Here is a 20679-nt window from a genome sequence, read left to right as displayed (position 1 = left end):
CCACCGGTTTCCGTCTCCTCCTCCGGCATGCCCAGACGGGGGCACAGCTTCTCCGCCACCTTGGCGCCCAGGATGTAGTGGTCGCCGCCCCGGCCCTTCGCCACGTCGTGCATCATCAGGGCCACCGACTGGGCGCGCTTGGAGCTGACGATGTGGATGACCTCGCAGGCCATCGGCACCTCGTCCTTCAGGTTGCCCTTTTCAATGTCGTGCAGGATGCCCATGGCGAACAGCGTGTGCTCGTCCACCGTGAACATGTGGTACATGTCGTACTGCATCTGCGCCACGACCCGGCCGAAATCCGGCAGGAAACGGCCCAGCACCCCGGCCTCGTTCATGCGGCGCAGCGTGACCTCGGGGTCCTTGCGCGATCCCAGGATCTCCAGGAACAGGCGGTTGGCCTCCGGATCGTTGCGCACCTTGGGACCCAGCGTCGAGATCGACCGGGCCAGCGCGCGCAGGGCCTTGGGGTGGATGTCCAGGTTGTGCCACTGCGCCACGCGGAACAGCCGCACCATGTCCACCGGCTTGTCGCGGAAATGGCGGTCGTCGCGGATGCTGAGACGGCCGTTGTCGATGACGAAGCCTTCCAACTCACTGGGCTTCAGGCGCCGCAGGAAGGCGAAGCGGGGCGGCCGCTGGCTTTCCTGTTCCAGGGTGGCGCAGATGATGCGGGTCAGGTCGCCCACGTCCTTGGCCATCAGGAAGTAGTGCTTCATGAAGCGTTCGACGTCGCTGGTGCCGGCATGGTCGGTGTAGCCCAGGCGGCGCGCCATCTCCCCCTGCACGTCGAAGGTCAGGCGGTCCTCCCCCCGGCCGGTCAGGTAGTGCAGGTGGCAGCGGCAGGTCCACAGGAAGTTCTGCGCCTTGGCGAAGCGCTGCGCCTCCTCCGCCAGCAGCACGCCGTTGGCCACCAGGTCCTTCACCTTGTCGACCTGGTAGACGTACTTGGCGATCCAATAAAGGGTCTGCAGGTCGCGCAGGCCGCCCTTGCCCTCCTTCACGTTGGGCTCAAGCACATAGCGGCTGTCGCAGAACTTCAGGTGGCGGCTGTCGCGCTCGGCCAGCTTGGCCTCGATGAAGGCCGGGCCGGTGTTGGCCACCACCTCCTTGGCGAAGCGCTTGCGGAATTCCGCGTACAGCTTGTCGTCGCCATAAAGGAAGCGGGCTTCCAGCAGGCTGGTGCGTATGGTGATGTCGCCCAGGGCCTGGCGCACGCACTCATCGACGGAGCGCACGGCGTGACCGACCTTCAGCCCCAGATCCCACAGCAGGTAGAGGACGTATTCCACCACCTGCTCGATACGCGGCGTGCGCTTGTAGGGCAGCAGGAACAGCAGGTCGACATCGGAGAAGGGCGCCATCTCCTTGCGGCCGTAGCCGCCGGTGGCGACCACGGCGAACTTCTCACCCCGGGTGGGACCGGCGGTGGGGAAGACGCGATGCAGGGCAAAATCCGCCAGCGACACGACGATGGCGTCGGTCAGGGCCGTGGCCTCGCGCAGGCAGACCTCCCCCCGGCCGCCATTTTCCAGCCGCCGGCGGATCAAGGCGCGGCCCTGGTCCAGGGTCTGCCGCATCAGGGCCAGGATGCCGGCGCGCAAGGCGTCGGGCCGCAGATCGCCATCCGCCAGGTTGGCCAGGCGGGTGGTCAGCATCTCCGCCGTGGGCAGCGCCTCGGGCAGGGCGACATCCTCATCCGGGTGTGACAGGGCGGACTTGAGCTTGGACATGGCGGACATGGCGCGACGGATCTCTGGCAAGGCCCCGGCAGGCTTACCCGCCGGGCGGATACCATCCAGGGTCGGGGCACCAGCACCGCGGGTCCCGGGACGGACGGGGAGTATGGCACAAACTTTTTCCCACGCATCACCCCATGCGCGGGCCGACACCTTGCCTAGCCGTTTGCCCCCCGGCACTTTTCCATCATCGGCCGTCTTTCCATCCATCACCGCGGTGTCGCCGGATGGCGATTTGCCGGCGGATCCACCCTTGCCCATATGTCCCATGTTGCCCCCCGGATGTTCTTGTTCGGTTTTCCAGGCTTCAGGCTGACATCACTTCCGCCGGCCCCCCTCCCTGTCGCGGGGACCGGTTTTGACGGCGGATCTCAGCCGCCGCCGTCACCCGCCGTTTCCGCCCGGTGCGGCAACAGGCGGGGCACCAGCGACAGCCGCCGGGCGTTGGCCGAGGCGGCGCGATGGATGGGAGCCAGCCCCAGGCCGCCCAAACGGCTGGTGGCATGGCTGAAGCGGGTGAAGGCGCCGGTCGCGGCGCGCAAGGTGGAGGTCACCAGGCGGCGTTCCGCCGTCACCCAGTCGCCGGGATGCCAGGAGGACCAGGTGGCGCGGGCGAATTCGCCCAGGGCATCCACCTGATGATCCCGCCAGCGCCACCAGGCGTCCTGGAAGGCGCGCATGCCGCCCACCAGGGCCAGGGCGGAGTCCGCGAAGGCCTCCACCTTCTCGCGGCCCATGCGCTCGAATTCGGGATTGGTGCCCAGCGCCACCGGATCACCACCGGTCTGGGCCAGCAGGCCCAGCCGGGCGTTGATGGTGTGGGCGGAGGCGAAGGCCGTCTCATGCACCCGGGTCGCCACCCGGTCCAGTTCCACCTGGGCACGCTTCAAGTGCATGGCTTCGGGGGTGCCGGGAATGACCATGCCGATGCGCCCCCGTCCGGGCCGTTTGGCCGGGCGCGGCGCCTTGGCGGGGTAAGGGAAATGCCGGTCCGGCATCAGGGTCTCCCTTATGTTGCGCTGCATTTGTGCACCGCAACATTATGGGAAACGCTTCACCCCGTCCACAAAACAAGTTGTGGTGACACCTGAGACCAAAGTTGAATTGATCAGGAACAATCCGCCGGGCGCGAACGGCGCGGAACCGGGTCCCGCGCCGCCAGACACGCGCCGGCTGACACGCGCCGCCTGACTGGGGCTTCGTCAGCCGGCGGCCGCAGCCAGGCCGGCGGCCAGGTCGTCGCGCAGGTCGTCCACGTCCTCCAGCCCCACCGACAGGCGCAGGGTGCCGGCGCTGATGCCCACCTTGGCCTTCTCCTCGTCGGTCAGGCGCTGGTGGGTGGTGGTGCCGTTGTGGGTGATCAGGCTTTTGGCGTCACCCAGGTTGTTGGAGATCTTGATGATCTTCAGCGCGTTCAGCAGGCGGAAGGCCGCCTCCTTCCCACCCTTGACGTCCAGGGTGATCAGCGTGCCGCCGGCCGTCATCTGGCGCATGGCCAGATCATGCTGCGGATGGCTGGGTAGGCCCGGGTACAGCACCTTGTCCACCGCCGGGTGGGCCTCCAGGAACCGGGCCAGCGCCAGGGCGGACGCGGCCTGGGCGTTCACGCGCAGTTCCAGCGTCTCCAGCCCCTTCAGCAGCACCCAGGCGTTGAAGGGGCTCATGGACGGGCCGGTATGGCGCAGCACGGGGGCTAGCAGGGCGGCCACCTCGTCATCGCACAGCACCGCACCACCCAGGCAGCGGCCCTGTCCGTCGATGTGCTTGGTGGCGGAATAGACGACGACGTCGGCGCCCAGATCCTTGGGCCGCTGCAGCACCGGCGTGGCGAAGACGTTGTCGACCACCACGCGGGCGCCGGCCTTGTGGGCCATCTCCGTCACGGCGGCCACGTCCACCACCTGCATGGTCGGATTGCTGGGGCTTTCCAGGAAGACGACGGTGGCCGGGGCGGCCAGGGCCTCCCGCCACTGCGCCAGGTCGGTACCCTCGACCAGGGTGCACTGGATGCCGTAGCGCGGCGCCAGGTCCTTGACGATGTAGAGACAGGAACCGAACAGGGCGTGCGGCGCCACGATGCGGTCGCCGGCCTTCAGCAGGCCCATCACGGCCAGGTTGACGGCGGCCATGCCGCTGGCCGTGGCGATACAGCGGGCGAAGCCCTCATACCCGGCCAACCGTTCCTCCAGCATGGCCACGGTCGGGTTGCGGAAGCGGGAATAGACGAAGCGGGAACCGTCGTTGACGAAGGCGGCCTCCGCTTCCTCCGCGCTGCCGTAGATGAAGCCGGATGTCAGGAACAGGGCTTCGGAGGTTTCGTCGAACCCGCTGCGGCGCGTGCCGCCGTGCACCAGCTGGGTACGCGGACGTAAGGCCGGGGGGCGCAGGGCCGGGGATGCGGGGGACTTGGAATCGTCAGGCGTATGGCCCATGGCCGTCACTCCAATAAGGCAACCGCGACCGGCACGGTCGTGCAGCGTGGTCGGTGTACCTCATGTACGGCCCGACCTTTTAGCAGCTTGTTTAACGTGGTCTGCAAGCCGGTCAGCAAATCACCACGGGATCCGGTTTTAGGCCCGGCTGGCGGGAAGCGTCAACGGCATCCTTGTCATCGCGACAATGAAGCGGGGAGATGACCGGGGGAACGGGACCGGCGGCGACGGGTTTCGCCGTCGCCCACGGGCGCCGGGCCATAATGCCTGGTTGCCGCCCAGCCGCTTCCGTGCTAGTCCCGCGCGCGTCAGTCCGCGTCGGCGGAATAGCTGACTTGCTTTTACCGGGAGTCCCAGACCTATGTCCGATGAGACCAGCCTGAACGGCACCGCTAATGGCGGCAATGGCGCCGCCGCCACCGAGGGCGCCGGCATGCTGCCGCTGGTGGTCAATGCCCAGTATGTCCGGGATCTGTCGTTCGAGAACCCGAACGCCCCCGCCAGCCTGATGAACGCCCAGCAGCCCAAGGTCGACCTGCAGGTCGACGTGCAGGCCCGCAACGTGGCGGAGAACGTGCACGAGGTGGCGCTGAACATTCGCGCCGAAGCCACCCACGAGGGCCGCACCGCCTTCATCGTCGAGCTGTCCTACGCCGGCATCTTCTCCATGCCCCCCATGCCGCTGGACCAGACCCGCGCCGTCCTGCTGATCGAGGCGCCGCGCCTGCTGTTCCCCTTCGCCCGCTCCATCGTGTCGGACGCCGTGCGCGACGGTGGCTTCCCGCCGCTGATGCTGCAGCCGCTGGACTTCGTCGACCTGTACCGCCGCCAGGTGCTGGCGGCGGAAAAGCCGGAAGACATGGCCCAGGCCTGAGCCTGATCCATTCCGGACAAGACAGCCGCCCGGCGCCTCACGGCCCGGGCGGTTTTCTTTTCGGCGATCGAAAGAAAGCAAGGCCACGGGATGTGGCCGCCAAGAGCTTGAGGGATTACCGGCGCGCGGCGCGGATGAGCGCATCCACCGTGACGGCATCGGCGCCGGCGGGCACGGTGGCCACGGGAAGGCCGCAGGCATCCAAGCCGTTGGCCGTCTGCGCGGTGCCTGCCACCACATCCCAGTCGTTGCCGCCAGCCTTCAGGGCGCCCTGCGCCTCCTTGGTCGACGCCGCCAGCGTGACCTCCAGCCCCAGGGTTTCCAGCGCCCCGGCCAGACGGGCCAGCGCCCCGCCCACCAGCAGGACGCGCACGGTGGAAACCGGCCGCCTGCGCGGCACCTTGGCGACAAGCTGGCGCGCCTCTTCCGCGGCGGCCAGGATGCGGGACGCGAAGTCCTGCTCCGTTCCACCGGCGGGCAGATCCGCCACCAGCAGGGAGGAATAGCCGTGGATGGCGGTCAGCAGATTGTTCAGGTCATGCAGGAAGGTGGCGGGAACGAGGCGCCCATCAGGCTCCCCCCCTTTGGCCGCGTCGCCCTGGGCGGCGTCGCCTTGGGCCTCGTCGATGGTGGGGCCCGCCATCAGCTGGCGATGCCCATCTCCACCGCGCGCATCACCGCCTGCGTACGGTTTTTGGCGCCCAGCTTGCGGCAGATGCCGCGCACGTGCAGCTTCACCGTCACCTCCTCCAGCTCCAGCGAACGCGCGATCTCCTTGTTGGAGCGGCCCTGGAGCAGGTAGTCCAGCACCTCCCGCTCACGCCGGGTGAAGCTGGCGCCATCGGCTGTGTCGGCGGTGTTGAGATCAGCCGGAATGAAGCGTTCGCCGGACAGCATGGTCTGGATGGCGGACAGCAGTTCCGTGGCGCTGAGCGTCTTGGGCAGGAAGCCCACCGCGCCGCGGGCGAAGGCGCCGCGGATTTCGTCCGGCCGGGCCAGGCCCGACATCAGCGCCACCTTGAGGGCGGGGAATTCCGTGCGCACCCGTTGCAGGCCATCCAGGCCGTTCATGCCCGGCATCCGCAGATCCAGGATCAACAGGTCGATGAGCTTCTCCTGGCGCAGAAGGGCCACCGCCTCATCCACGCTGGCCGCCCCCACGACGATGGCACCCGGCGCTTGTCTTTCGATATGTGAAGACAAGGCATCGCGCACCAGTCCATGGTCATCGGCAATCAGTAAGCGCATGTGAGGCGACCCCCCGGCGGTTGCTCTATCCAAAAGGATAGACCAATAAGACATGCTATTTGAACCTTTTTTCAGCGTCGGCAAGGGTTGTGCAAGCAGAAAATTCCTACCGGACGCAAACGACTTTGTCGGATTTCCAAGTAAGCCGAGGATACCCGGAAAAACGTGTATTTTTGGTTAACACACCATTCGCACGGCGTCTGTTGTCTTTATTGCAAAGAAAAAGGGCGCCATCGCCCAGCAATGACGCCCTACAGAGAGATACTATAGCTATCTTACTGATTCATGCTCTCGAAGAATTCTGAATTCTGCTTACTCTGCTTGAGCTTATCGATCAGGAATTCGACAGCGTCGGTGGCGCCCATGGGATTGAGGATGCGGCGCAGGATCCACATCTTCGCCATCGTGCCTTTTTCAACCAGCAATTCTTCCTTGCGGGTGCCGGACTTCTGGATATCGATGGCCGGGAAGACGCGTTTGTCGGACAACTTGCGGTCCAGGACGATTTCCGAGTTACCGGTGCCCTTGAACTCTTCGAAGATCACCTCGTCCATCCGCGAGCCCGTATCGATCAGCGCGGTGGCGATGATGGTCAGGCTGCCGCCTTCCTCGATGTTGCGGGCGGCACCGAAGAAGCGCTTGGGCCGCTGCAGGGCGTTGGCGTCCACACCACCCGTCAGCACCTTGCCCGAGGACGGCACCACCGTGTTGTAGGCGCGGGCCAGGCGGGTGATGCTGTCCAGCAGGATGACGACATCGCGCTTGTGTTCCACCAGGCGCTTGGCCTTCTCCAGCACCATCTCCGTCACCTGCACGTGGCGGGTCGCCGGCTCATCGAAGGTGGAGCTGATGACCTCGCCCCGGACGGAGCGGGCCATGTCGGTCACTTCCTCTGGGCGCTCATCGATCAGCAGGACGATGAGGTAGACCTCTGGATGGTTGGTGGCGATGGAGTGGGCGATGTTCTGCAGCATCACCGTCTTGCCGGTGCGCGGCGGCGCCACGATCAGGGCGCGCTGGCCCTTGCCCAGCGGGGCCACCAGGTCGATGACCCGGGTGGTCATGTCCTTCTTGTTGCGGACCGGATCCTCGATCTCCAGCTTCAGCCGCTCTTCAGGGTAGAGGGGCGTCAGGTTGTCGAAGTTGATGCGGTGACGCACCTTGTCCGGGTGGTCGAAGTTGATGGAGCCGACCTTCAGCAGGGCGAAGTAGCGCTCGCCATCCTTGGGGGAACGGATCTGTCCTTCCACCGTGTCGCCGGTACGCAGGCCGAAACGGCGCACCTGGCTGGGGCTGACGTAGATGTCATCCGGGCCCGGCAGGTAGTTGCTCTCGGGCGAGCGCAGGAAGCCGAAGCCGTCCTGCAGAACCTCCAGCACGCCTTCGCCGAAGATCGGCACGTCGTTCTCGGCCAACTGCTTCAGGATGGCGAACATCATGTCCTGCTTGCGCAGGGTGCCCGCGTTCTCGATCTGCAACTCTTCCGCGAACGCCAGCAGCTCGGCCGGCGACTTAGCCTTCAACTCTTGGAGATTCATCTTCGTCCTGTCGGGGAGACCCGGGGGGAATGAAGACGACGGGCTTGGCCGTCGGCCCCGGCCTCATGGAATAGGGTGTGGAGGGTGGAAGGATGGCATCACCGGGGAAAAAAGAGGGCAATGCCGGGTGACAACGGAAGTTCGGGGAAATTGGCCTCACTGCGCCCATCCCGGGGAGGGGGGCGGGGATGTCTCACAAGCCTGGCACCCGTATGTGGGGGCGACTCGGGATCATCCCGGTGTTACGGGCCTTGACCTGTTTCAGGATTAGTACAGGAGGTGCGGCCAAGTCAAAACAAAAAGACCCGGATCCCATGGGCGCATCCGACCTAGGTCCTAATATCCCGAGCCAGGCCGGGAACTTGAACCGCGCAATAACAAGACTGCCGGATCAGAATGGCCCAGTCGGAATGGCCCAGTCGGAATGGGCCAATCAGAACGGACGGGTGATGACCAGGATGACGATCAGGATCATCAGCAGGGTCGGCACCTCGTTGGCGATGCGGTAGAACCGGGCGGGCCGGGTGTTGCGATCCTCCGCGAAATCCCGGCGCCAGCGGGCCATGGCCATGTGTGCCCCCGTCATCAGCACCACCAAGGTCAGTTTGGCATGCAGCCAGCCGGCCCCCTTCAGAAGGCCCGGATCCAGGGTGATCATGGCCAGGCCGCAGGCCCAGGCCAGAATCATGGCCGGGTTCATGATGGCCCGCAGCAGACGCCGTTCCATGACCTTGAACGTCTCTGATTGCGGCGAGCCCGCCGGGGCGTCGCAATGGTAGACGAACAGCCGGGGCAGGTAGAGCAGGCCCGCCATCCAGGAAATCACGGCGATGACGTGGACGGCCTTGATCCAGAGGTACATGGGAATGCGCCCTGCCCTGTTCAGCTGAGTTCCGGACCTCTTATGCCCCTCAGCCAGGCTGAGGGCAACCGGCTTTGCCGCTGGGACATATCCGCAAGCCGGTGCCGCACAGGACCGGACCGCCGGAGGCGCGGGTCAGCGCCTGGCGCACCAGGCCCGCCAGCCCCTGGATGAAGGGGGGTTCGACACCCACGGTCGGCACGCGCACGAAATGGGGCACGCCCAGTTCCTTGGCCAGGTGCCGGTACTCGTGCTCGATCTCCACCAGGGTTTCGGAATGTTCGGAGACGAAGGCGATGGGCGCCACCACCACCGGCACCTTGTCGCGGCCTGCCCGCCGGATCTCCTCATCCGTCGAGGGGCCGATCCACTTCATGGGACCGACCCGGCTCTGGTAGCAGGAGACCCAGTCCAGGCCGTCGATGCGCAGGGCCTTCACCACCGCCTGGGCCGTGCGCTCGCACTGGATCTGGTAGGGGTCGCCGTCCTTCACCACCTTTTCCGGCAGGCCGTGGGCGGAGAACAGGACACGGGGCTTGCCATGCGGGGCCGCTTCCTCGACGCCAGCGCGGACCAGCTTGGCCGTGGCGCTGATGAAGCCTGGTTCATCCGGATAGCAGCAGATGGCGCGCGAGGGCGCCGTCAGGCCCACCGCCTTGGCCGCCCGGTGCCAGTCCTTCAGGCTGGAGGCCGTGGTGGTGGTGGAGAACTGCGGGTAAAGAGGCAGCAGCACCACCTCGTCCGGCTCCCAGTCCTTCACGTCGTGGGCCACGGCGTCACTGAAAGGATGCCAATAGCGCATGGCGACGAACGCCCGCACCGCGCCGGCGTCCCACAACTGCTGTTCCAGGGCGCGGGCCTGGGCCTGGGTGTTGGGCAGCAGGGGGGAGCCGCCGCCCAGCGTCTGGTAGATGCCCTGGGCCACCTTGTCCCGCCGGCTGGAGATCAGGTGCGCCACCAGCTGGCGGAGGGGCGCCGGAAGGCGGATGATGGCCGGGTCGCGGAACAGGTTGTAGAGGAAGGGCCGTACCGCCTCCAGGCGATCCGGCCCGCCCAGGTTGAACAGGACGACGGCAATGCGCCGGGCGCGGGCGGCCTTAGGCGACGCCTGGGTGTCGCCGGACGCGATGTCGGGAAGGGGCAGCGGGCTCATGGGCCTCAGGCGGTCGTTCGGGTCGTGTGGAAAGCGCGGACGGATACGGCGCCGTCCGCGCGTCGGATCACCGGGTCCGGCTCATCCCTGATGTGAGGATGGCCATTCCTGAATCAAGCGGGCGAGGTCCGCCACATGCTGCGGCGGGGTTTGCTGCACGATGCCATGGCCCAGGTTGAAGATGAACGGCCCCTTGCCCAGCGTGGACAGGATGTCGGTGGCGGCGCGGCGCAACGCCTCCCCCCCCGCCACCAGGGCCAGGGGATCCAGGTTGCCCTGGACGGGCACGCGGCTCTGCAGGGCGCTGGCCGCCCAGTCCAGCGGAACGGACGTATCCAGGCTGACCGCGTCCACCCCGGTCTGCTCCACATAAACCTGGATACCGATTCCGGCCCCGCGCGGAAAGCCGATGACGGGGACCCCCGGATGCTTGTCCTTCAGGGCCTTCACGATGGCCTGGGTGGGGGCGATGGACCAGCGGGCGAATTCCGCCGGCGCCAGGGCGCCCGCCCAGCTGTCGAACAGTTGCACCACCTCCGCACCCGCGTGAATCTGGCCGGACAGGTGGGTGACGGTGGTTTCCACCAGCAGGTCGATCAGGCGCTGAAAACCCGCCGGATCCCGGTAGGCCCAGCCCTTGGCGTGCAGAAACTCCTTGGACCCGGCGCCTTCCACCATATAGGTCGCGACCGTCCAGGGGCTGCCGGCGAAGCCGATGAGCGTCACCGGATCCGGCAGCGCCGCCCGTATGCGCCGCACGGCCTCATAGACCGGTTCCGCCCGCGCCGTCAGGTTGGCGACATCCAGGCGGTCCAGTCCGGCCTGGTCGCGGATGGGGTCAAGACGCGGCCCCTCGCCTTCTGCGAACCACACCTTCTGCCCCAGGGCGTGCGGCAGGATCAGGATGTCGGAGAACAGGATGGCCGCGTCCATGCCATAGCGGCGGATGGGCTGCAACGTCACTTCGGTCGCCAGGTCCGGGTTCAGGCACAGATCCAGGAAGCCGCCGGCCTGGGCCCGCACCTCCCGGTATTCCGGCAGGTAGCGGCCGGCCTGGCGCATCAGCCAGAAGGGCGGCCGGGGCGAGGTCTCGCCGTTCAGGGTGCGCAGCAGCAGGCGGTCCGGCCGGCTTTGGGGCTGGATCTGGGACAAGGCGGTCTCCATGAGGGCTGGCCTGATCTGACGGCCGGGCTCGACGTTTTCCCATAGGTCCCTTTTCTACTCTGACCTAACTTGAAAAAGGAATGGGGTGGTTGTTGGTCCTGTGGATAACGGGAATTCCCAGTCATGCCAATTCCATCCACAGGGTTCGCGGGATCCCGGGCGAGGTCTTTGGATTGTGGATGAAGGTGCGGGGTTTCTGGCCGGAGCCCTGGAATGGTATAGAGTCCGCATGGTCTGGGGATCCCGGGGATAAGTGGGCGGCGGCGGCATCCGCCCCCGGTTGTTCGAAGGGGTGGCCAGCCTTTTTCCAGATCCGGGTTTCCGCCGCATGGGATCCCGGCAAGCCTGTATGGAATGAAATCCGGATCCGTTTCCGTAGGCTTTTTCCCGCTTTTTCCGACGGTTTTCCCCAGATAAAACCCACAGGCCCGTTCGCCCGCCGGAGTGCCGCCCTTGAGCCAGACGTCACAGTCTAAGCAATTCCACCTGCACCTGGTGTCGGACGCCACGGGTGAGACCATCAACTCCGTGGCCCGTGCCTGCGTCTCGCAGTTCGACCATGTGGAGCCCGTCGAGCATTTCTGGAACCTGGTCCGCACCGACCGGCAGCTGGAGATGGTGATTGACGGCATCCGCGATAATCCCGGGCTGGTGATGTTTACCCTGGTGAACGAGCGGCTGCGCCGCCGCCTGCAGGACACCTGCCGCGAGATCGGCATCCCCTGCGTGCCGGTGCTGGACCACCTGATCAATTCGCTGGCCGCCTACCTGGGCCTGGAAAGCCAGAGCCAGCCGGGCCGCCAGCACGCCCTGGACGCGGAGTATTTCAGCCGCATCGACGCCATGGACTTCGCGCTGGGCCATGACGATGGCCAGACGGCCTGGGAACTGCACCAAGCCGACGTCATCCTGGTCGGCGTCTCCCGCACCTCCAAGACGCCGACCTGCATCTACCTGGCCAACCGCGGCATCAAGGCGGCCAACATCCCCTTCGTCCCCGGCTGTCCCCTGCCGCCGGAGCTGGACCAGGTGTCCCGCCCCCTGGTGGTGGGCCTGACCAAGGACCCGGAGCGGCTGATCCAGATCCGCCGCAACCGCCTGCGCCTGCTGAACCAGGGGGAGGAGACCAGCTACGTCGATCCCGAGCAGGTGCGGTCGGAACTGTCGGAGGCACGGCGCCTGTACAGCCGCAAGGGCTGGCCGGTCCTCGACGTCACCCGCCGCTCCATCGAGGAGACGGCGGCCGAAATCCTGATGCTGCTGGCCCGCCGCCGCCCGGCGGGGGCCGAAGCCATCAACCCGGTGGGCGAGCCGGCCGAGGGCCCGCGCCTGTCCCCCCGCCTGCCCCATTCCGGAATGTGAGTGCCGATGCCGCCTGAAGATTTCCCGCCGGCCCATTCGCCACGTCCCTTGTCGGCCCAGCCGGTGGTGCTGGCGTCCGGCAGCGCCACGCGCCTGTCCCTGCTGCGCCAGGCGGGGCTGGAGGTGGTGGCCCACCGGCCCGGCGTGGATGAGGAGGAGGTCAAGCTGTCGTGCAAGGCCGGCGGCCTGACGGTGGAGGAGACGGCGGAGGCCCTGGCCGACCTGAAGGCGTCGCGCGTCGCCGCCAAGGTGCCCGGCGCCTACGTCATCGGCGCCGACCAGATGCTGGAATGCGAGGGCCGCTGGTTCGACAAGCCCGAGGACCGCGCCGGCGCCGCCGAGCAGTTGCGCGCCCTGTCCGGCCGTACCCAACGCCTGGTCACGACCGCCGTGCTGTTCCACAACAACAACCGCGTCTGGCACCAGACCGATCAGGCCAAGCTGACCATGCGGTCGCTGAGCGACGATTTCATCGAGCGCTATCTGGATGCCGCCGGCGACGCCGTGCTGACCTCCGTCGGCGGGTATCAGCTGGAAGGCCTGGGCGCCCAGCTGTTCGCCCGTGTGGCCGGCGACCACTTCACCATCCTGGGCCTGCCGCTGCTGCCGCTGCTGGGCTTCCTGCGCGTGCGCGGCGTGCTGCCCAACTGAAGCTGCCCAACTGAATGGGCCCTGTTAATCTCCTGGGCCGCGACTGCGGCCGCCGGAGGTTTTCGGGGAGCCGAAGGCGGACTGAAAATCGAGGATAAGCCAAGGGCGGATGCCCCGCCGGCGTCTGAGGGACCATGAACATATCAGGAAAGGCGCGTGTCGCGGGCGTCATGGGCTGGCCGGTCGGGCACAGCCGCAGCCCGCGCCTGCACGGCCATTGGCTGGCGGAATATGGCATCGACGGCGCCTACGTGCCCCTGGCCGTGCCGCCGGATCGCATCGAGCAGGCCCTGCGCGCCCTGCCCGCCCTGGGCCTTGTCGGCTGCAACGTCACCGTGCCGCACAAGGAGGCCGCGTTCCGCACCGTGGACCAGGTGGATGAGACCGCCCGGCGCATGGGAGCGGTCAACACCGTCATCGTCCAGGCCGACGGCACGCTGGAGGGCCGCAACACCGACGGCTTCGGCTTCATCGAGAACCTGAGGGCGGGCGCGCCAGGGTGGACAGCGGCCCGGGGGCCGGCGGTCATCGTCGGCGCCGGCGGGGCGGCGCGGTCGCTGGTGGTGGCCCTGGCCGACGCCGGTGTGCCGGAGATCCGCCTGGTGAACCGCACCCGGACCCGGGCCCAGGAACTGGTGGACGACCTCAGGGATGGCATCGCCTGCCCCATCACGGCGGTGGCCTGGGAGCAGCGGGCTGACAGCCTGGCCGGCGCCCACCTGCTGGCCAACGCCACCACCCAGGGCATGACGGGCCACCCGCCGCTGGACTTGGGCCTGGCGGCGTTGCCGGCCGACGCCGTGGTGACGGACATCGTCTATACCCCGGTGGAAACGCCCTTGCTGGCGGCGGCCAAGGCCCGGGACCATGTCACGGTGGACGGGCGCGGCATGCTGCTGCACCAGGGCCGGCCGGGTTTCGAGGCCTGGTTCGGCCGGGCGCCCACGGTAACCGACGCCCTGTACGCCGCCGTGTTCGGGGACTGAATCCGGGATGATCGTGCCCCCCGTGGTGGTATATCAATGATCGTTTTAGGCCTCACCGGGTCCATCGGCATGGGCAAGTCCACGGCGGCGGCCATGCTGCGCCGCCTGGGTTGCCCGGTGCATGACAGCGACGCCACGGTGCACCGCCTGTACGCCAAGGGTGGCGCGGCGGTGGCCGCCATCGCGCAGGCCTTCCCCGGCGTGGTGCGCGATGGGGCGGTGGACCGGCAGCGGTTGTCGGCGGAGGTCATGGGCGACACGCCGGCCCTGAAGCGGCTGGAGGCCATCGTCCATCCCCTGGTGGGCCAGGCGCGCGACCGCTTCCTGCGCCGCGCGGCGGCTAGTGGCGCGAGGGTGGCGGTATTGGACGTGCCCCTGCTGTTCGAAACCGGCGGCCAGGTTCATTGCGACCGGGTGGCCGTTGTCTCGGCCCCCCGCAGCCTGCAGCGCGCCCGGGTGCTCGCCCGGCCGGGTATGAGTTCAGGCAAGCTGGAGGCCATCCTGCGCCGGCAGATGCCCGATGCCGAAAAGCGGCGGCGGGCGGATTTCGTCGTGCCCACCGGCCTGGGCCGCGCGCTGACCTTGCGGCGGCTGGCCGGCATCGTCACACTGCTGTCCGGGCAGCGCGGCCGGGTGTGGCCGCCGCGTCCCCGCCCGTCCTCGATACGCAGACCCAGGTAGCCCGTTCCCATGCGCGAAATCGTCCTCGATACCGAAACCACCGGCGTCAACGCGCTGAGCGGCGACCGCGTGGTGGAAATCGGCTGCGTGGAACTGCTGAACCATGTCGCGACGGGCAACAGCTGGCACGCCTACATCAATCCGGAACGCGACATGCCGGCGGAGGCCGAGGCGGTGCACGGTCTCTCGGCCGCCTTCCTGGCGGACAAGCCGGTGTTCGCCGCCGTGGCCGGCGACTTCCTGGACTTCATCCAGGACAGCCCGCTGATCATCCACAACGCCAGCTTCGACATGGGCTTCCTGAACGCGGAGTTCACGCGGTTGGGCCTGAAGCCCATGCCCATGGCGCGGTCCATCGATACCGTGGCCATGGCGCGCAAGCGCTTCCCCGGCGCGCCGGCCAGCCTGGACGCCCTTTGCCGCCGGTTCGGCGTCGACAATTCCGGCCGCACCTACCACGGCGCCTTGCTGGACGCCCAACTGCTGGCCGAGGTCTATCTGGAGCTGCTGGGTGGGCGGCAGCCCGACCTGGTGCTGGGCGCCACCGTCAAGGTGGCGGAGGTGGGCCTGGTGGTGGCGGAGGTGCCGCGCACCTTCCGCGCCCCCCGTCCCCACGCCGCGACGGCCGAGGAACTGGAGGCCCACGCCGCCTTCCTCAAATCCATCAAATCGCCCCTGTGGCTGGCCGGCGAGGAGCCGGCGGCGGCCTCAGCGAGTTAGAGCGGAACGCGATCAGGTGATTCCACCTGATCGCATCCCGATCCAGGGATTTTTCAGGCGGCGGTCATCAGCCGTTTGGCCCCGAGCACGAGCAGACCCGACCGGCTGTAACCGTGGGCCTCGGCATAGGCGTCCACCTCCATCAGCACGTCCTCCGGAATCGAGATGTTGATCCGGGTGGTCTTGACGCTCTCGTTGCGGGCACGGATGGCGGCCACAACGGCGGAGCTATCCGCGAGAGCGCGGATGCTTTCCAGGCCGCTGGGTTCCGGAATGGCTTCGTTGTCCTCGCGCATGCCGCGTAGATGCAGGGCCAAGGCCTCGGCGGCCATGTCCAGGGCCTCGTCCATGGTGCTGCCGGCGGTGACGCAGCCGGGGAGGTCCGGAAACGAGACGCCGTAATCGCTCTCGGCGTCCTTATGGATAAGGGCGATGTAGGTGGCCATGGCGTCACCGCAGTTTGATATCAGCCTGCCGCTCGATGCTCTTGATCGTGCCGATGGGCATATCCTTGCGGGGATGCGGCACCGTCACGCGGCCGGGCTTGGAGGGATGCTTGAACTGGACATGACTGCCCTCCTGGGCAACCTCGTACCAGCCATCGGCCTCAAGCGCCCGTCTGATCTCGCGGCTGTTCATGTGTATTTATACACACCCTTCCTCGCCTCCGCAACGCAGATGTGTATTTATACACACCAATCGGTCAGGGCCTTAGAGCGGAACGCGATCAGGTGGAGACACCTGATCGTGTAAATCCGCTCTATCATGAACAGGTTACGAGCGGGATGCGATCACGCGTGATCGCATCACGCTCTAGGGCAGCAGCACCGTGGAACCGGTGGTGCGGCGGGCTTCCAGGGCGATGTGGGCCTGGGCCGCGTCCTTGAGGGCGAAGGTCTGGCGCACGTCGATCTTCACCTTACCGGACAGCACGGCGGCGAACAGGTCGTTGGCGCTGTCGCGCAGTTCCTTGGTGGTGGCGACATAGCCGCCCAGCGACGGCCGGGTCAGGAACAGCGAGCCCTTGGTGTTCAGGATGCCGATGTCCACCGCCCCCACGGGTCCGGAGGCGTTGCCGAAGCTGACCATGGTGCCCAGGCGGCTGAGGCAATCCAGGCTCTGGTAGAAGGTGTCCTTGCCGATGCTGTCATAGACGACGGGCACGCCCTGGCCGTCGGTGATCTGCTTCACCCGCTCCACGAAATTCTCGCGCGTGTAGACGATGGTGTGGTCGCAGCCGTTGGCGCGGGCCAGTTCCGCCTTCTCGTCCGAGCCCACGGTGCCGATGACCGTGGCGCCCAGGGCCTTCGCCCATTGGCAGGCGATCAGCCCGACCCCGCCGGCGGCGGCGTGGAACAGGATGGTCTGCCCCGGCTTCACCGGGAAGGTCCGGTGGAGCAGGTAATGGGCGGTCAGGCCCTGCAGCAGCATGGCCGCGCCCGTCCGGTCGTCGATACCGTCCGGCAGGTGGATCAGGCGGTCGGCGGGGTAGAGCCGCGCCTCGGCATAACCGCCGGTGCCGCCGGTGCAATAGCCGACGCGGTCGCCGATCTTGAAATCATAGACCTCGGGGCCAACCGCTTCCACCACGCCCGCCGCCTCCATGCCCGGGATCAGGGGCAGCGGGTTCTTGTACAGGCCGGTGCGGACATAGACGTCGATATAGTTCAGGCCCACGGCCGTCTGGCGCAGACGGACCTGGCCGGGGCCTGGCTCACCCACCGCCACCTCCTCCCACTTCATCACCTCCGGACCGCCGGTCTGGTGGATGCGGATGGCGTGGACCATGGTCAGGCTCCTGATGAAGGTTGGACAATCAAGCCACCGGCATGAGTGGCACCTCATGCCGGTGTAGGACGCTCCTCTCGTCCGCCGGAAGTTTCCGGGGAGCGCAGCGGACTGGAAAGCGAGGACAGCCAAGCGGGCGGATGCCCGCGCCCGGCACCTGAGGGAAAACGAAGGAAACGCTTAGAACAGCGTTTCCTTCAGAAACGTCGCCGTGCGCTGGTTGGCCAGGTCGGCGGCCTTGGCGTCGTAGTGGTCCCCGCCCACGCGGGCGAAGGCGTGGTCCTGGTCCGCGTAGACATGCTGGGTGACCAGGTGGTTGCCCTCGATGGCGGCGTTCACCTTGGCCCGCACCTCGTCGGAAGAGAACTTGTCCTTGCCCGCGGTGTGCAGCATCAGCGGCTTGGTGATGGCGCTGACCTCGCCCACCGCCTGGTCCAGGCCCACACCATAGTAGCTGACGTTGGCGTCGGCGTCGGAGCGGGTGGCCATCAGGAATGCCAGCTTGCCGCCCAAGCAGTAGCCCAGCGTGCCCACCTTGCCCTCGGTCGCCTCATGTCCCCGCAGGAATTCCAGGCTGGCGATCAGATCCTCCACGCCGCTGGCCTCGCTGAAGCCGTTGTACAGCTGGAAGGCCCGCTGCCATTCGGCCTCGGTCTGGTCGGTCAGCTGCACCCCTGGCTCCTGCCGCCAGAACAGGTCGGGGCAGAGCGTGGTGTAACCCAGGGCGGCGTAATGGTCGCACAGTGCGCGCATGTTGGCGTTGACGCCGAAGATCTCCTGGATCAGCACCAGGCCGGGGCCTTTGCCGCTGTCCGGGATCGCCAGGTACCCGCCAAAACTACCGCCGTCAGTGGCCTCGATCGTCACCGTGGTCATGGCACTACCCCTTTGATTTGGTTGTTGGCTTTATGGTTAAAACACGTGTCGTTTCTTAATGATCCCATCTTAGCGGGCGGCCGGGGGCCTGTCACCGTGATGTGTGTCACTGGCCGGAAGCGCTAATGGCCAGCAGGTCGGCCAGGGCGTCCGGCGCGGTCACGGGCAAGGAACACCGCATTCCCTGACAGACATAGGCCGTGGCCCGGCCGTCCACCATGGCCTTGCCCGCCGCCGGGTGCGGTTCCGGCAAATTTTGTCCTGGCGCCAGGCGGCTGACCACCAGTGTGGGCCGCGACTGGCCGCGCAGCACCGCGTTGAAGGGTTCCAGGTCGTCGCCCTCTCCCACCAGGACGACATGGACGGCGGTCAGCAGCAGCTCCGCCATGTTGAGGAATGTCGACAGGGGGAAGAAGTTGCGTTCCAGTTCACCGCTGAAGGCGCACATCAGGGTGTCGGCCTGGGCGCGATAGCGGTCCTGGCCGGTCAGCAGCCACAGGCGGGTCAGGTTGCCCAGCTGGGTGCCATTGCCGGCGGGCACGGCGTTGTCGTGCGCGTTGCGCGGCCGCACCAGCAGGTCGCCGACATCGTCCGCCGTGGTGAAGTAGCCGCCGTCGTCCTCGTCCCAGAAGTGCCGGTCCAGCGTCTCCGTCCAGCGCGCGGCCTGGTCCAGGAAAGCGGTGTCGCCGGTGATCTCATGCAGGGTCAAGGCGGCCTTGGACATGTTGGCATAGTCTTCCAGCAGGCCGGCATGACGGGCCCGGCCGCCCCGGCCGCTGTGGTACAGGCGATCCAGCCCATCCCGCCCACTATGGCCCAGGCTTGTTACAACATGGCCATAGGCGTCGATCGCGGCCTCGATCCAGCCTGGCTGTTCGAAAACGAAACCGGCGCGGGCCAGCGCCGCGATCATCAGGCCGTTCCAGTCGGCCAGCACCTTGTCATCCCAGCCGGGACGGATGCGCAGGGCGCGGGCCTTCAGCAGGCGGGCGCGGGCATGGGCCAGCCGGTTTTCCTCCGCCGTGCCGGGGGCCAGGGCCGTGCGCCGGTTCAGGATGGTGTGGCCTTCCCAGTTGCCCAGGTCGGTCACGTCGTAATGGGCGCAGAACAGTTCGGCGTCCTCACCCAGCAGATGGTCGACCTCCGCCTTGGTCCAGACGTAGAAGCGGCCCTCCTCCCCCTCGCTGTCGGCGTCCAGTGTGGCGCCGAAGGCCCCGCCCGGCACCTTCATCTCGTTCAGGACCCAGCCCACGGTCTCGCGCACGCGGACCTCCAGCAGCGGGTCCCTGGTGCCCTGCCACACCTGGGTCATCAACGCCACCAGCTGGGCGTTGTCGTAAAGCATCTTTTCGAAATGGGGGACCAGCCACTGCTCGTCCGTGGAATAGCGGGCGAAGCCGCCGGCCAGGTGGTCGTAGATGCCGCCTTGGGCCATATGGGACAGGGTGGTGGTGACGGCGTCGCGCAGATCGGTGCGGCCGGTGCGCAGATGGCCGCGCCACAGCAGGTCGAAAATGCTGGGCTGGGGGAACTTGGGCGCGCCGTTGATGCCGCCCAGGAAGGGATCGACCTCGCGGACCAGACGGTCGGCCACGGCGTTGAGCGCCGCCACGGTCACGGCGCCGCCGGGGTTGCCTTGCGACAGGCGGGCCAGCGCGTCACCCAGGGCCCGCACGTTGCGGCCCACCTTGCCGGGGTCCTGGGCATAGGTTTCGGCCACGCCGCGCAGCACGTCGGGGAAGCCGGGCCGGCCATAACGGCCACTGGGCGGAAAATAGGTGCCGCCCCAGAAAGGCTCCCCCTTGGGGGTCAGGAACATGGTCAGCGGCCAGCCGCCCTGTTGCCCCAGGAGGGACAGCGCCTGCTGATAGACCTGGTCGACGTCCGGCCGTTCCTCCCGGTCCACCTTGATGTTCACGAACAGCTCGTTCATCAGGGAGGATATGGCGTCGTGCTCGAAACTTTCATGGGCCATGACATGGCACCAGTGACAGGCGGCATACCCCACGGACAGCAGGACGGGCTTGCCCAGGGCCTGGGCCTCGGCGAACGCTTCCTGGCCCCAGGCCCGCCAGTGCACCGGGTTGTCCTTGTGCTGCAGCAGGTAGGGGCTGGTCTCATGGACCAGCAGGTTCTCCGCCGGTGGGATGCTGTCCGAAGCCGCCATGGGGGATGATCTCCACAGAATGATGCGGTCGTTGATGATCGAGTGCCGCTTTGCCCCCCACTGTAGCCTCCGCTACAGTGAAGGTCAGAAAAAAGAGGCGTTATTCCGGGCGTATATCCCTGTTAGTGCGCCGGCGTCCCGCCTTACTCCAACCGAACAGGAAGGTCTGACCCCATGAAAATCAGCGTCGACGTCGATTGCACCCCGGAAGAGGCCCGTGCTTTCCTGGGCCTGCCGGACGTGAAACCCATGCAGGACGCCCTGATGCGCCAGATGCAGGATCGTATGAGCGCCAACCTGGCGGCCATGGACCCGGACGCCCTGCTGAAGACCTGGCTGCCGGTGGGCATCCAGGGATTCGAGCAGTTGCAGAAAATGATGTGGAACCAGATGACCTCCGCCATGGGCGGGGGAAAGGACAGCAAGTGACCGATCCAG

General features: G+C 67.1%; 21 protein-coding genes and 1 riboswitch. Of the genes, 7 read left to right on the top strand and 14 right to left on the bottom strand.

Annotated elements, in window-relative coordinates; translation table 11 throughout:
- The 3 genes from glnD to metZ all read right to left on the bottom strand — a co-directional run.
- A partial coding sequence (gene glnD / locus I55_RS26255) for a [protein-PII] uridylyltransferase (RefSeq protein WP_252181324.1) occupies positions 1-1742 on the bottom strand: 1742 nt, incomplete at its 3' end.
- Positions 1743-2110: 368 nt separating this feature from the next.
- The gene (locus I55_RS33510) at positions 2111-2737 is read right to left on the bottom strand and encodes a hypothetical protein (protein WP_148293965.1); all 627 of its coding nucleotides are present in this window, start codon (positions 2735-2737) and stop codon (positions 2111-2113) included.
- A gap of 204 nt (positions 2738-2941) precedes the next feature.
- Positions 2942-4171, bottom strand: a complete 1230-nt coding sequence (gene metZ, locus I55_RS26245) for an O-succinylhomoserine sulfhydrylase (protein WP_044563681.1) — start codon at positions 4169-4171, stop codon at positions 2942-2944.
- A 59-nt stretch (positions 4172-4230) separates the two neighbouring features.
- Positions 4231-4308, bottom strand: a riboswitch (SAM riboswitch).
- A gap of 224 nt (positions 4309-4532) precedes the next feature.
- On the opposite strand from metZ, the gene secB reads away from it, so the two are divergent.
- The gene (secB, locus tag I55_RS26240) at positions 4533-5045 is read left to right on the top strand and encodes a protein-export chaperone SecB (protein WP_044563680.1); all 513 of its coding nucleotides are present in this window, start codon (positions 4533-4535) and stop codon (positions 5043-5045) included.
- A 115-nt stretch (positions 5046-5160) separates the two neighbouring features.
- On the opposite strand, the gene I55_RS26235 is transcribed toward secB, so the two are convergent.
- The 6 genes from I55_RS26235 to hemE all read right to left on the bottom strand — a co-directional run bounded on the left by I55_RS26235 (position 5161) and on the right by hemE (position 11010).
- Complete coding sequence (locus I55_RS26235) at positions 5161-5688, bottom strand: hypothetical protein (RefSeq protein ID WP_044563679.1); 528 nt, start codon at positions 5686-5688, stop codon at positions 5161-5163.
- On the bottom strand, positions 5688-6293 hold the full coding sequence (locus I55_RS26230; protein WP_044563678.1) for a response regulator transcription factor: 606 nt from the start codon (positions 6291-6293) through the stop codon (positions 5688-5690). The genes I55_RS26235 and I55_RS26230 overlap by 1 nt, the downstream gene beginning before the upstream one ends.
- Positions 6294-6568: 275 nt before the next feature.
- A complete protein-coding gene (gene rho, locus I55_RS26225; RefSeq protein WP_004271485.1) occupies positions 6569-7831 on the bottom strand; it encodes a transcription termination factor Rho in 1263 nt (420 codons plus the stop codon).
- 433 nt (positions 7832-8264) lie between these two features.
- The gene (hemJ, locus tag I55_RS26220; RefSeq protein ID WP_044563677.1) at positions 8265-8693 is read right to left on the bottom strand and encodes a protoporphyrinogen oxidase HemJ; all 429 of its coding nucleotides are present in this window, start codon (positions 8691-8693) and stop codon (positions 8265-8267) included.
- Between the two features lie 49 nt (positions 8694-8742).
- The gene (hemH, locus tag I55_RS26215) at positions 8743-9846 is read right to left on the bottom strand and encodes a ferrochelatase (RefSeq protein ID WP_049974509.1); all 1104 of its coding nucleotides are present in this window, start codon (positions 9844-9846) and stop codon (positions 8743-8745) included.
- Between the two features lie 81 nt (positions 9847-9927).
- Positions 9928-11010, bottom strand: coding sequence for a uroporphyrinogen decarboxylase (gene hemE, locus I55_RS26210; protein ID WP_044563676.1), 1083 nt, complete (start codon positions 11008-11010; stop codon positions 9928-9930).
- A 453-nt stretch (positions 11011-11463) separates the two neighbouring features.
- On the opposite strand from hemE, the gene I55_RS26205 reads away from it, so the two are divergent.
- The 5 genes from I55_RS26205 (at position 11464) to dnaQ (ending at position 15410) form a co-directional block, all read left to right on the top strand.
- A complete protein-coding gene (locus tag I55_RS26205) occupies positions 11464-12372 on the top strand; it encodes a pyruvate, water dikinase regulatory protein (RefSeq protein ID WP_064742540.1) in 909 nt (302 codons plus the stop codon).
- A 6-nt stretch (positions 12373-12378) separates the two neighbouring features.
- Entirely contained in the window at positions 12379-13023 is a 645-nt protein-coding gene (locus I55_RS26200) for a nucleoside triphosphate pyrophosphatase (RefSeq protein ID WP_044563674.1), read from the top strand.
- A gap of 134 nt (positions 13024-13157) precedes the next feature.
- The gene (locus I55_RS26195; RefSeq protein ID WP_044563673.1) at positions 13158-14009 is read left to right on the top strand and encodes a shikimate dehydrogenase; all 852 of its coding nucleotides are present in this window, start codon (positions 13158-13160) and stop codon (positions 14007-14009) included.
- Between the two features lie 36 nt (positions 14010-14045).
- A complete protein-coding gene (gene coaE, locus I55_RS26190; RefSeq protein WP_044563672.1) occupies positions 14046-14690 on the top strand; it encodes a dephospho-CoA kinase in 645 nt (214 codons plus the stop codon).
- A 9-nt stretch (positions 14691-14699) separates the two neighbouring features.
- Entirely contained in the window at positions 14700-15410 is a 711-nt protein-coding gene (gene dnaQ, locus I55_RS26185; protein WP_044563671.1) for a DNA polymerase III subunit epsilon, read from the top strand.
- Positions 15411-15463: 53 nt separating this feature from the next.
- Here the strand turns inward: dnaQ and I55_RS26180 are convergent, their stop codons facing one another.
- The 5 genes from I55_RS26180 to I55_RS26160 form a co-directional block, all read right to left on the bottom strand.
- Positions 15464-15856 (bottom strand): type II toxin-antitoxin system HicB family antitoxin, encoded by a 393-nt coding sequence (locus I55_RS26180; protein ID WP_044563670.1) that lies wholly within the window; start codon positions 15854-15856, stop codon positions 15464-15466.
- A gap of 4 nt (positions 15857-15860) precedes the next feature.
- Positions 15861-16049, bottom strand: a complete 189-nt coding sequence (locus I55_RS26175; protein WP_044563669.1) for a type II toxin-antitoxin system HicA family toxin — start codon at positions 16047-16049, stop codon at positions 15861-15863.
- A gap of 174 nt (positions 16050-16223) precedes the next feature.
- The gene (locus I55_RS26170; RefSeq protein ID WP_044563668.1) at positions 16224-17198 is read right to left on the bottom strand and encodes a quinone oxidoreductase; all 975 of its coding nucleotides are present in this window, start codon (positions 17196-17198) and stop codon (positions 16224-16226) included.
- A gap of 180 nt (positions 17199-17378) precedes the next feature.
- Positions 17379-18074, bottom strand: coding sequence for a dienelactone hydrolase family protein (locus tag I55_RS26165; protein ID WP_044563667.1), 696 nt, complete (start codon positions 18072-18074; stop codon positions 17379-17381).
- Between the two features lie 106 nt (positions 18075-18180).
- Positions 18181-20241 (bottom strand): thioredoxin domain-containing protein, encoded by a 2061-nt coding sequence (locus tag I55_RS26160; RefSeq protein WP_044563666.1) that lies wholly within the window; start codon positions 20239-20241, stop codon positions 18181-18183.
- 174 nt (positions 20242-20415) lie between these two features.
- Between I55_RS26160 and I55_RS26155 the strand changes: the two genes are divergently transcribed.
- Complete coding sequence (locus I55_RS26155; RefSeq protein WP_044563665.1) at positions 20416-20670, top strand: DUF6489 family protein; 255 nt, start codon at positions 20416-20418, stop codon at positions 20668-20670.
- Positions 20671-20679 lie beyond the last annotated feature (9 nt).

The sequence above is a fragment of the Azospirillum sp. B4 genome, assembly GCF_000333275.1.
Classification (GTDB): Bacteria; Pseudomonadota; Alphaproteobacteria; order Azospirillales; family Azospirillaceae; genus Nitrospirillum.
Note: the sequence above shows the minus strand (reverse complement) of the source record. Positions and strands in the feature narration are given on the sequence as shown.

Bases quoted from the DNA above. Each gene is read 5' to 3' on its own strand.
- I55_RS33510 (WP_148293965.1), bottom strand. From the start codon at position 2,737: ATGCCGGACCGGCATTTCCCTTACCCCGCCAAGGCGCCGCGCCCGGCC.
- metZ (WP_044563681.1), bottom strand. From the start codon at position 4,171: ATGGGCCATACGCCTGACGATTCCAAGTCCCCCGCATCCCCGGCCCTG.
- secB (WP_044563680.1), top strand. From the start codon at position 4,533: ATGTCCGATGAGACCAGCCTGAACGGCACCGCTAATGGCGGCAATGGC.
- I55_RS26235 (WP_044563679.1), bottom strand. From the start codon at position 5,688: ATGGCGGGCCCCACCATCGACGAGGCCCAAGGCGACGCCGCCCAGGGC.
- I55_RS26230 (WP_044563678.1), bottom strand. From the start codon at position 6,293: ATGCGCTTACTGATTGCCGATGACCATGGACTGGTGCGCGATGCCTTG.
- rho (WP_004271485.1), bottom strand. From the start codon at position 7,831: ATGAATCTCCAAGAGTTGAAGGCTAAGTCGCCGGCCGAGCTGCTGGCG.
- hemJ (WP_044563677.1), bottom strand. From the start codon at position 8,693: ATGTACCTCTGGATCAAGGCCGTCCACGTCATCGCCGTGATTTCCTGG.
- hemH (WP_049974509.1), bottom strand. From the start codon at position 9,846: ATGAGCCCGCTGCCCCTTCCCGACATCGCGTCCGGCGACACCCAGGCG.
- hemE (WP_044563676.1), bottom strand. From the start codon at position 11,010: ATGGAGACCGCCTTGTCCCAGATCCAGCCCCAAAGCCGGCCGGACCGC.
- I55_RS26200 (WP_044563674.1), top strand. From the start codon at position 12,379: ATGCCGCCTGAAGATTTCCCGCCGGCCCATTCGCCACGTCCCTTGTCG.
- I55_RS26195 (WP_044563673.1), top strand. From the start codon at position 13,158: ATGAACATATCAGGAAAGGCGCGTGTCGCGGGCGTCATGGGCTGGCCG.
- coaE (WP_044563672.1), top strand. From the start codon at position 14,046: ATGATCGTTTTAGGCCTCACCGGGTCCATCGGCATGGGCAAGTCCACG.
- dnaQ (WP_044563671.1), top strand. From the start codon at position 14,700: ATGCGCGAAATCGTCCTCGATACCGAAACCACCGGCGTCAACGCGCTG.
- I55_RS26180 (WP_044563670.1), bottom strand. From the start codon at position 15,856: ATGGCCACCTACATCGCCCTTATCCATAAGGACGCCGAGAGCGATTAC.
- I55_RS26175 (WP_044563669.1), bottom strand. From the start codon at position 16,049: ATGAACAGCCGCGAGATCAGACGGGCGCTTGAGGCCGATGGCTGGTAC.
- I55_RS26170 (WP_044563668.1), bottom strand. From the start codon at position 17,198: ATGGTCCACGCCATCCGCATCCACCAGACCGGCGGTCCGGAGGTGATG.
- I55_RS26165 (WP_044563667.1), bottom strand. From the start codon at position 18,074: ATGACCACGGTGACGATCGAGGCCACTGACGGCGGTAGTTTTGGCGGG.
- I55_RS26160 (WP_044563666.1), bottom strand. From the start codon at position 20,241: ATGGCGGCTTCGGACAGCATCCCACCGGCGGAGAACCTGCTGGTCCAT.
- I55_RS26155 (WP_044563665.1), top strand. From the start codon at position 20,416: ATGAAAATCAGCGTCGACGTCGATTGCACCCCGGAAGAGGCCCGTGCT.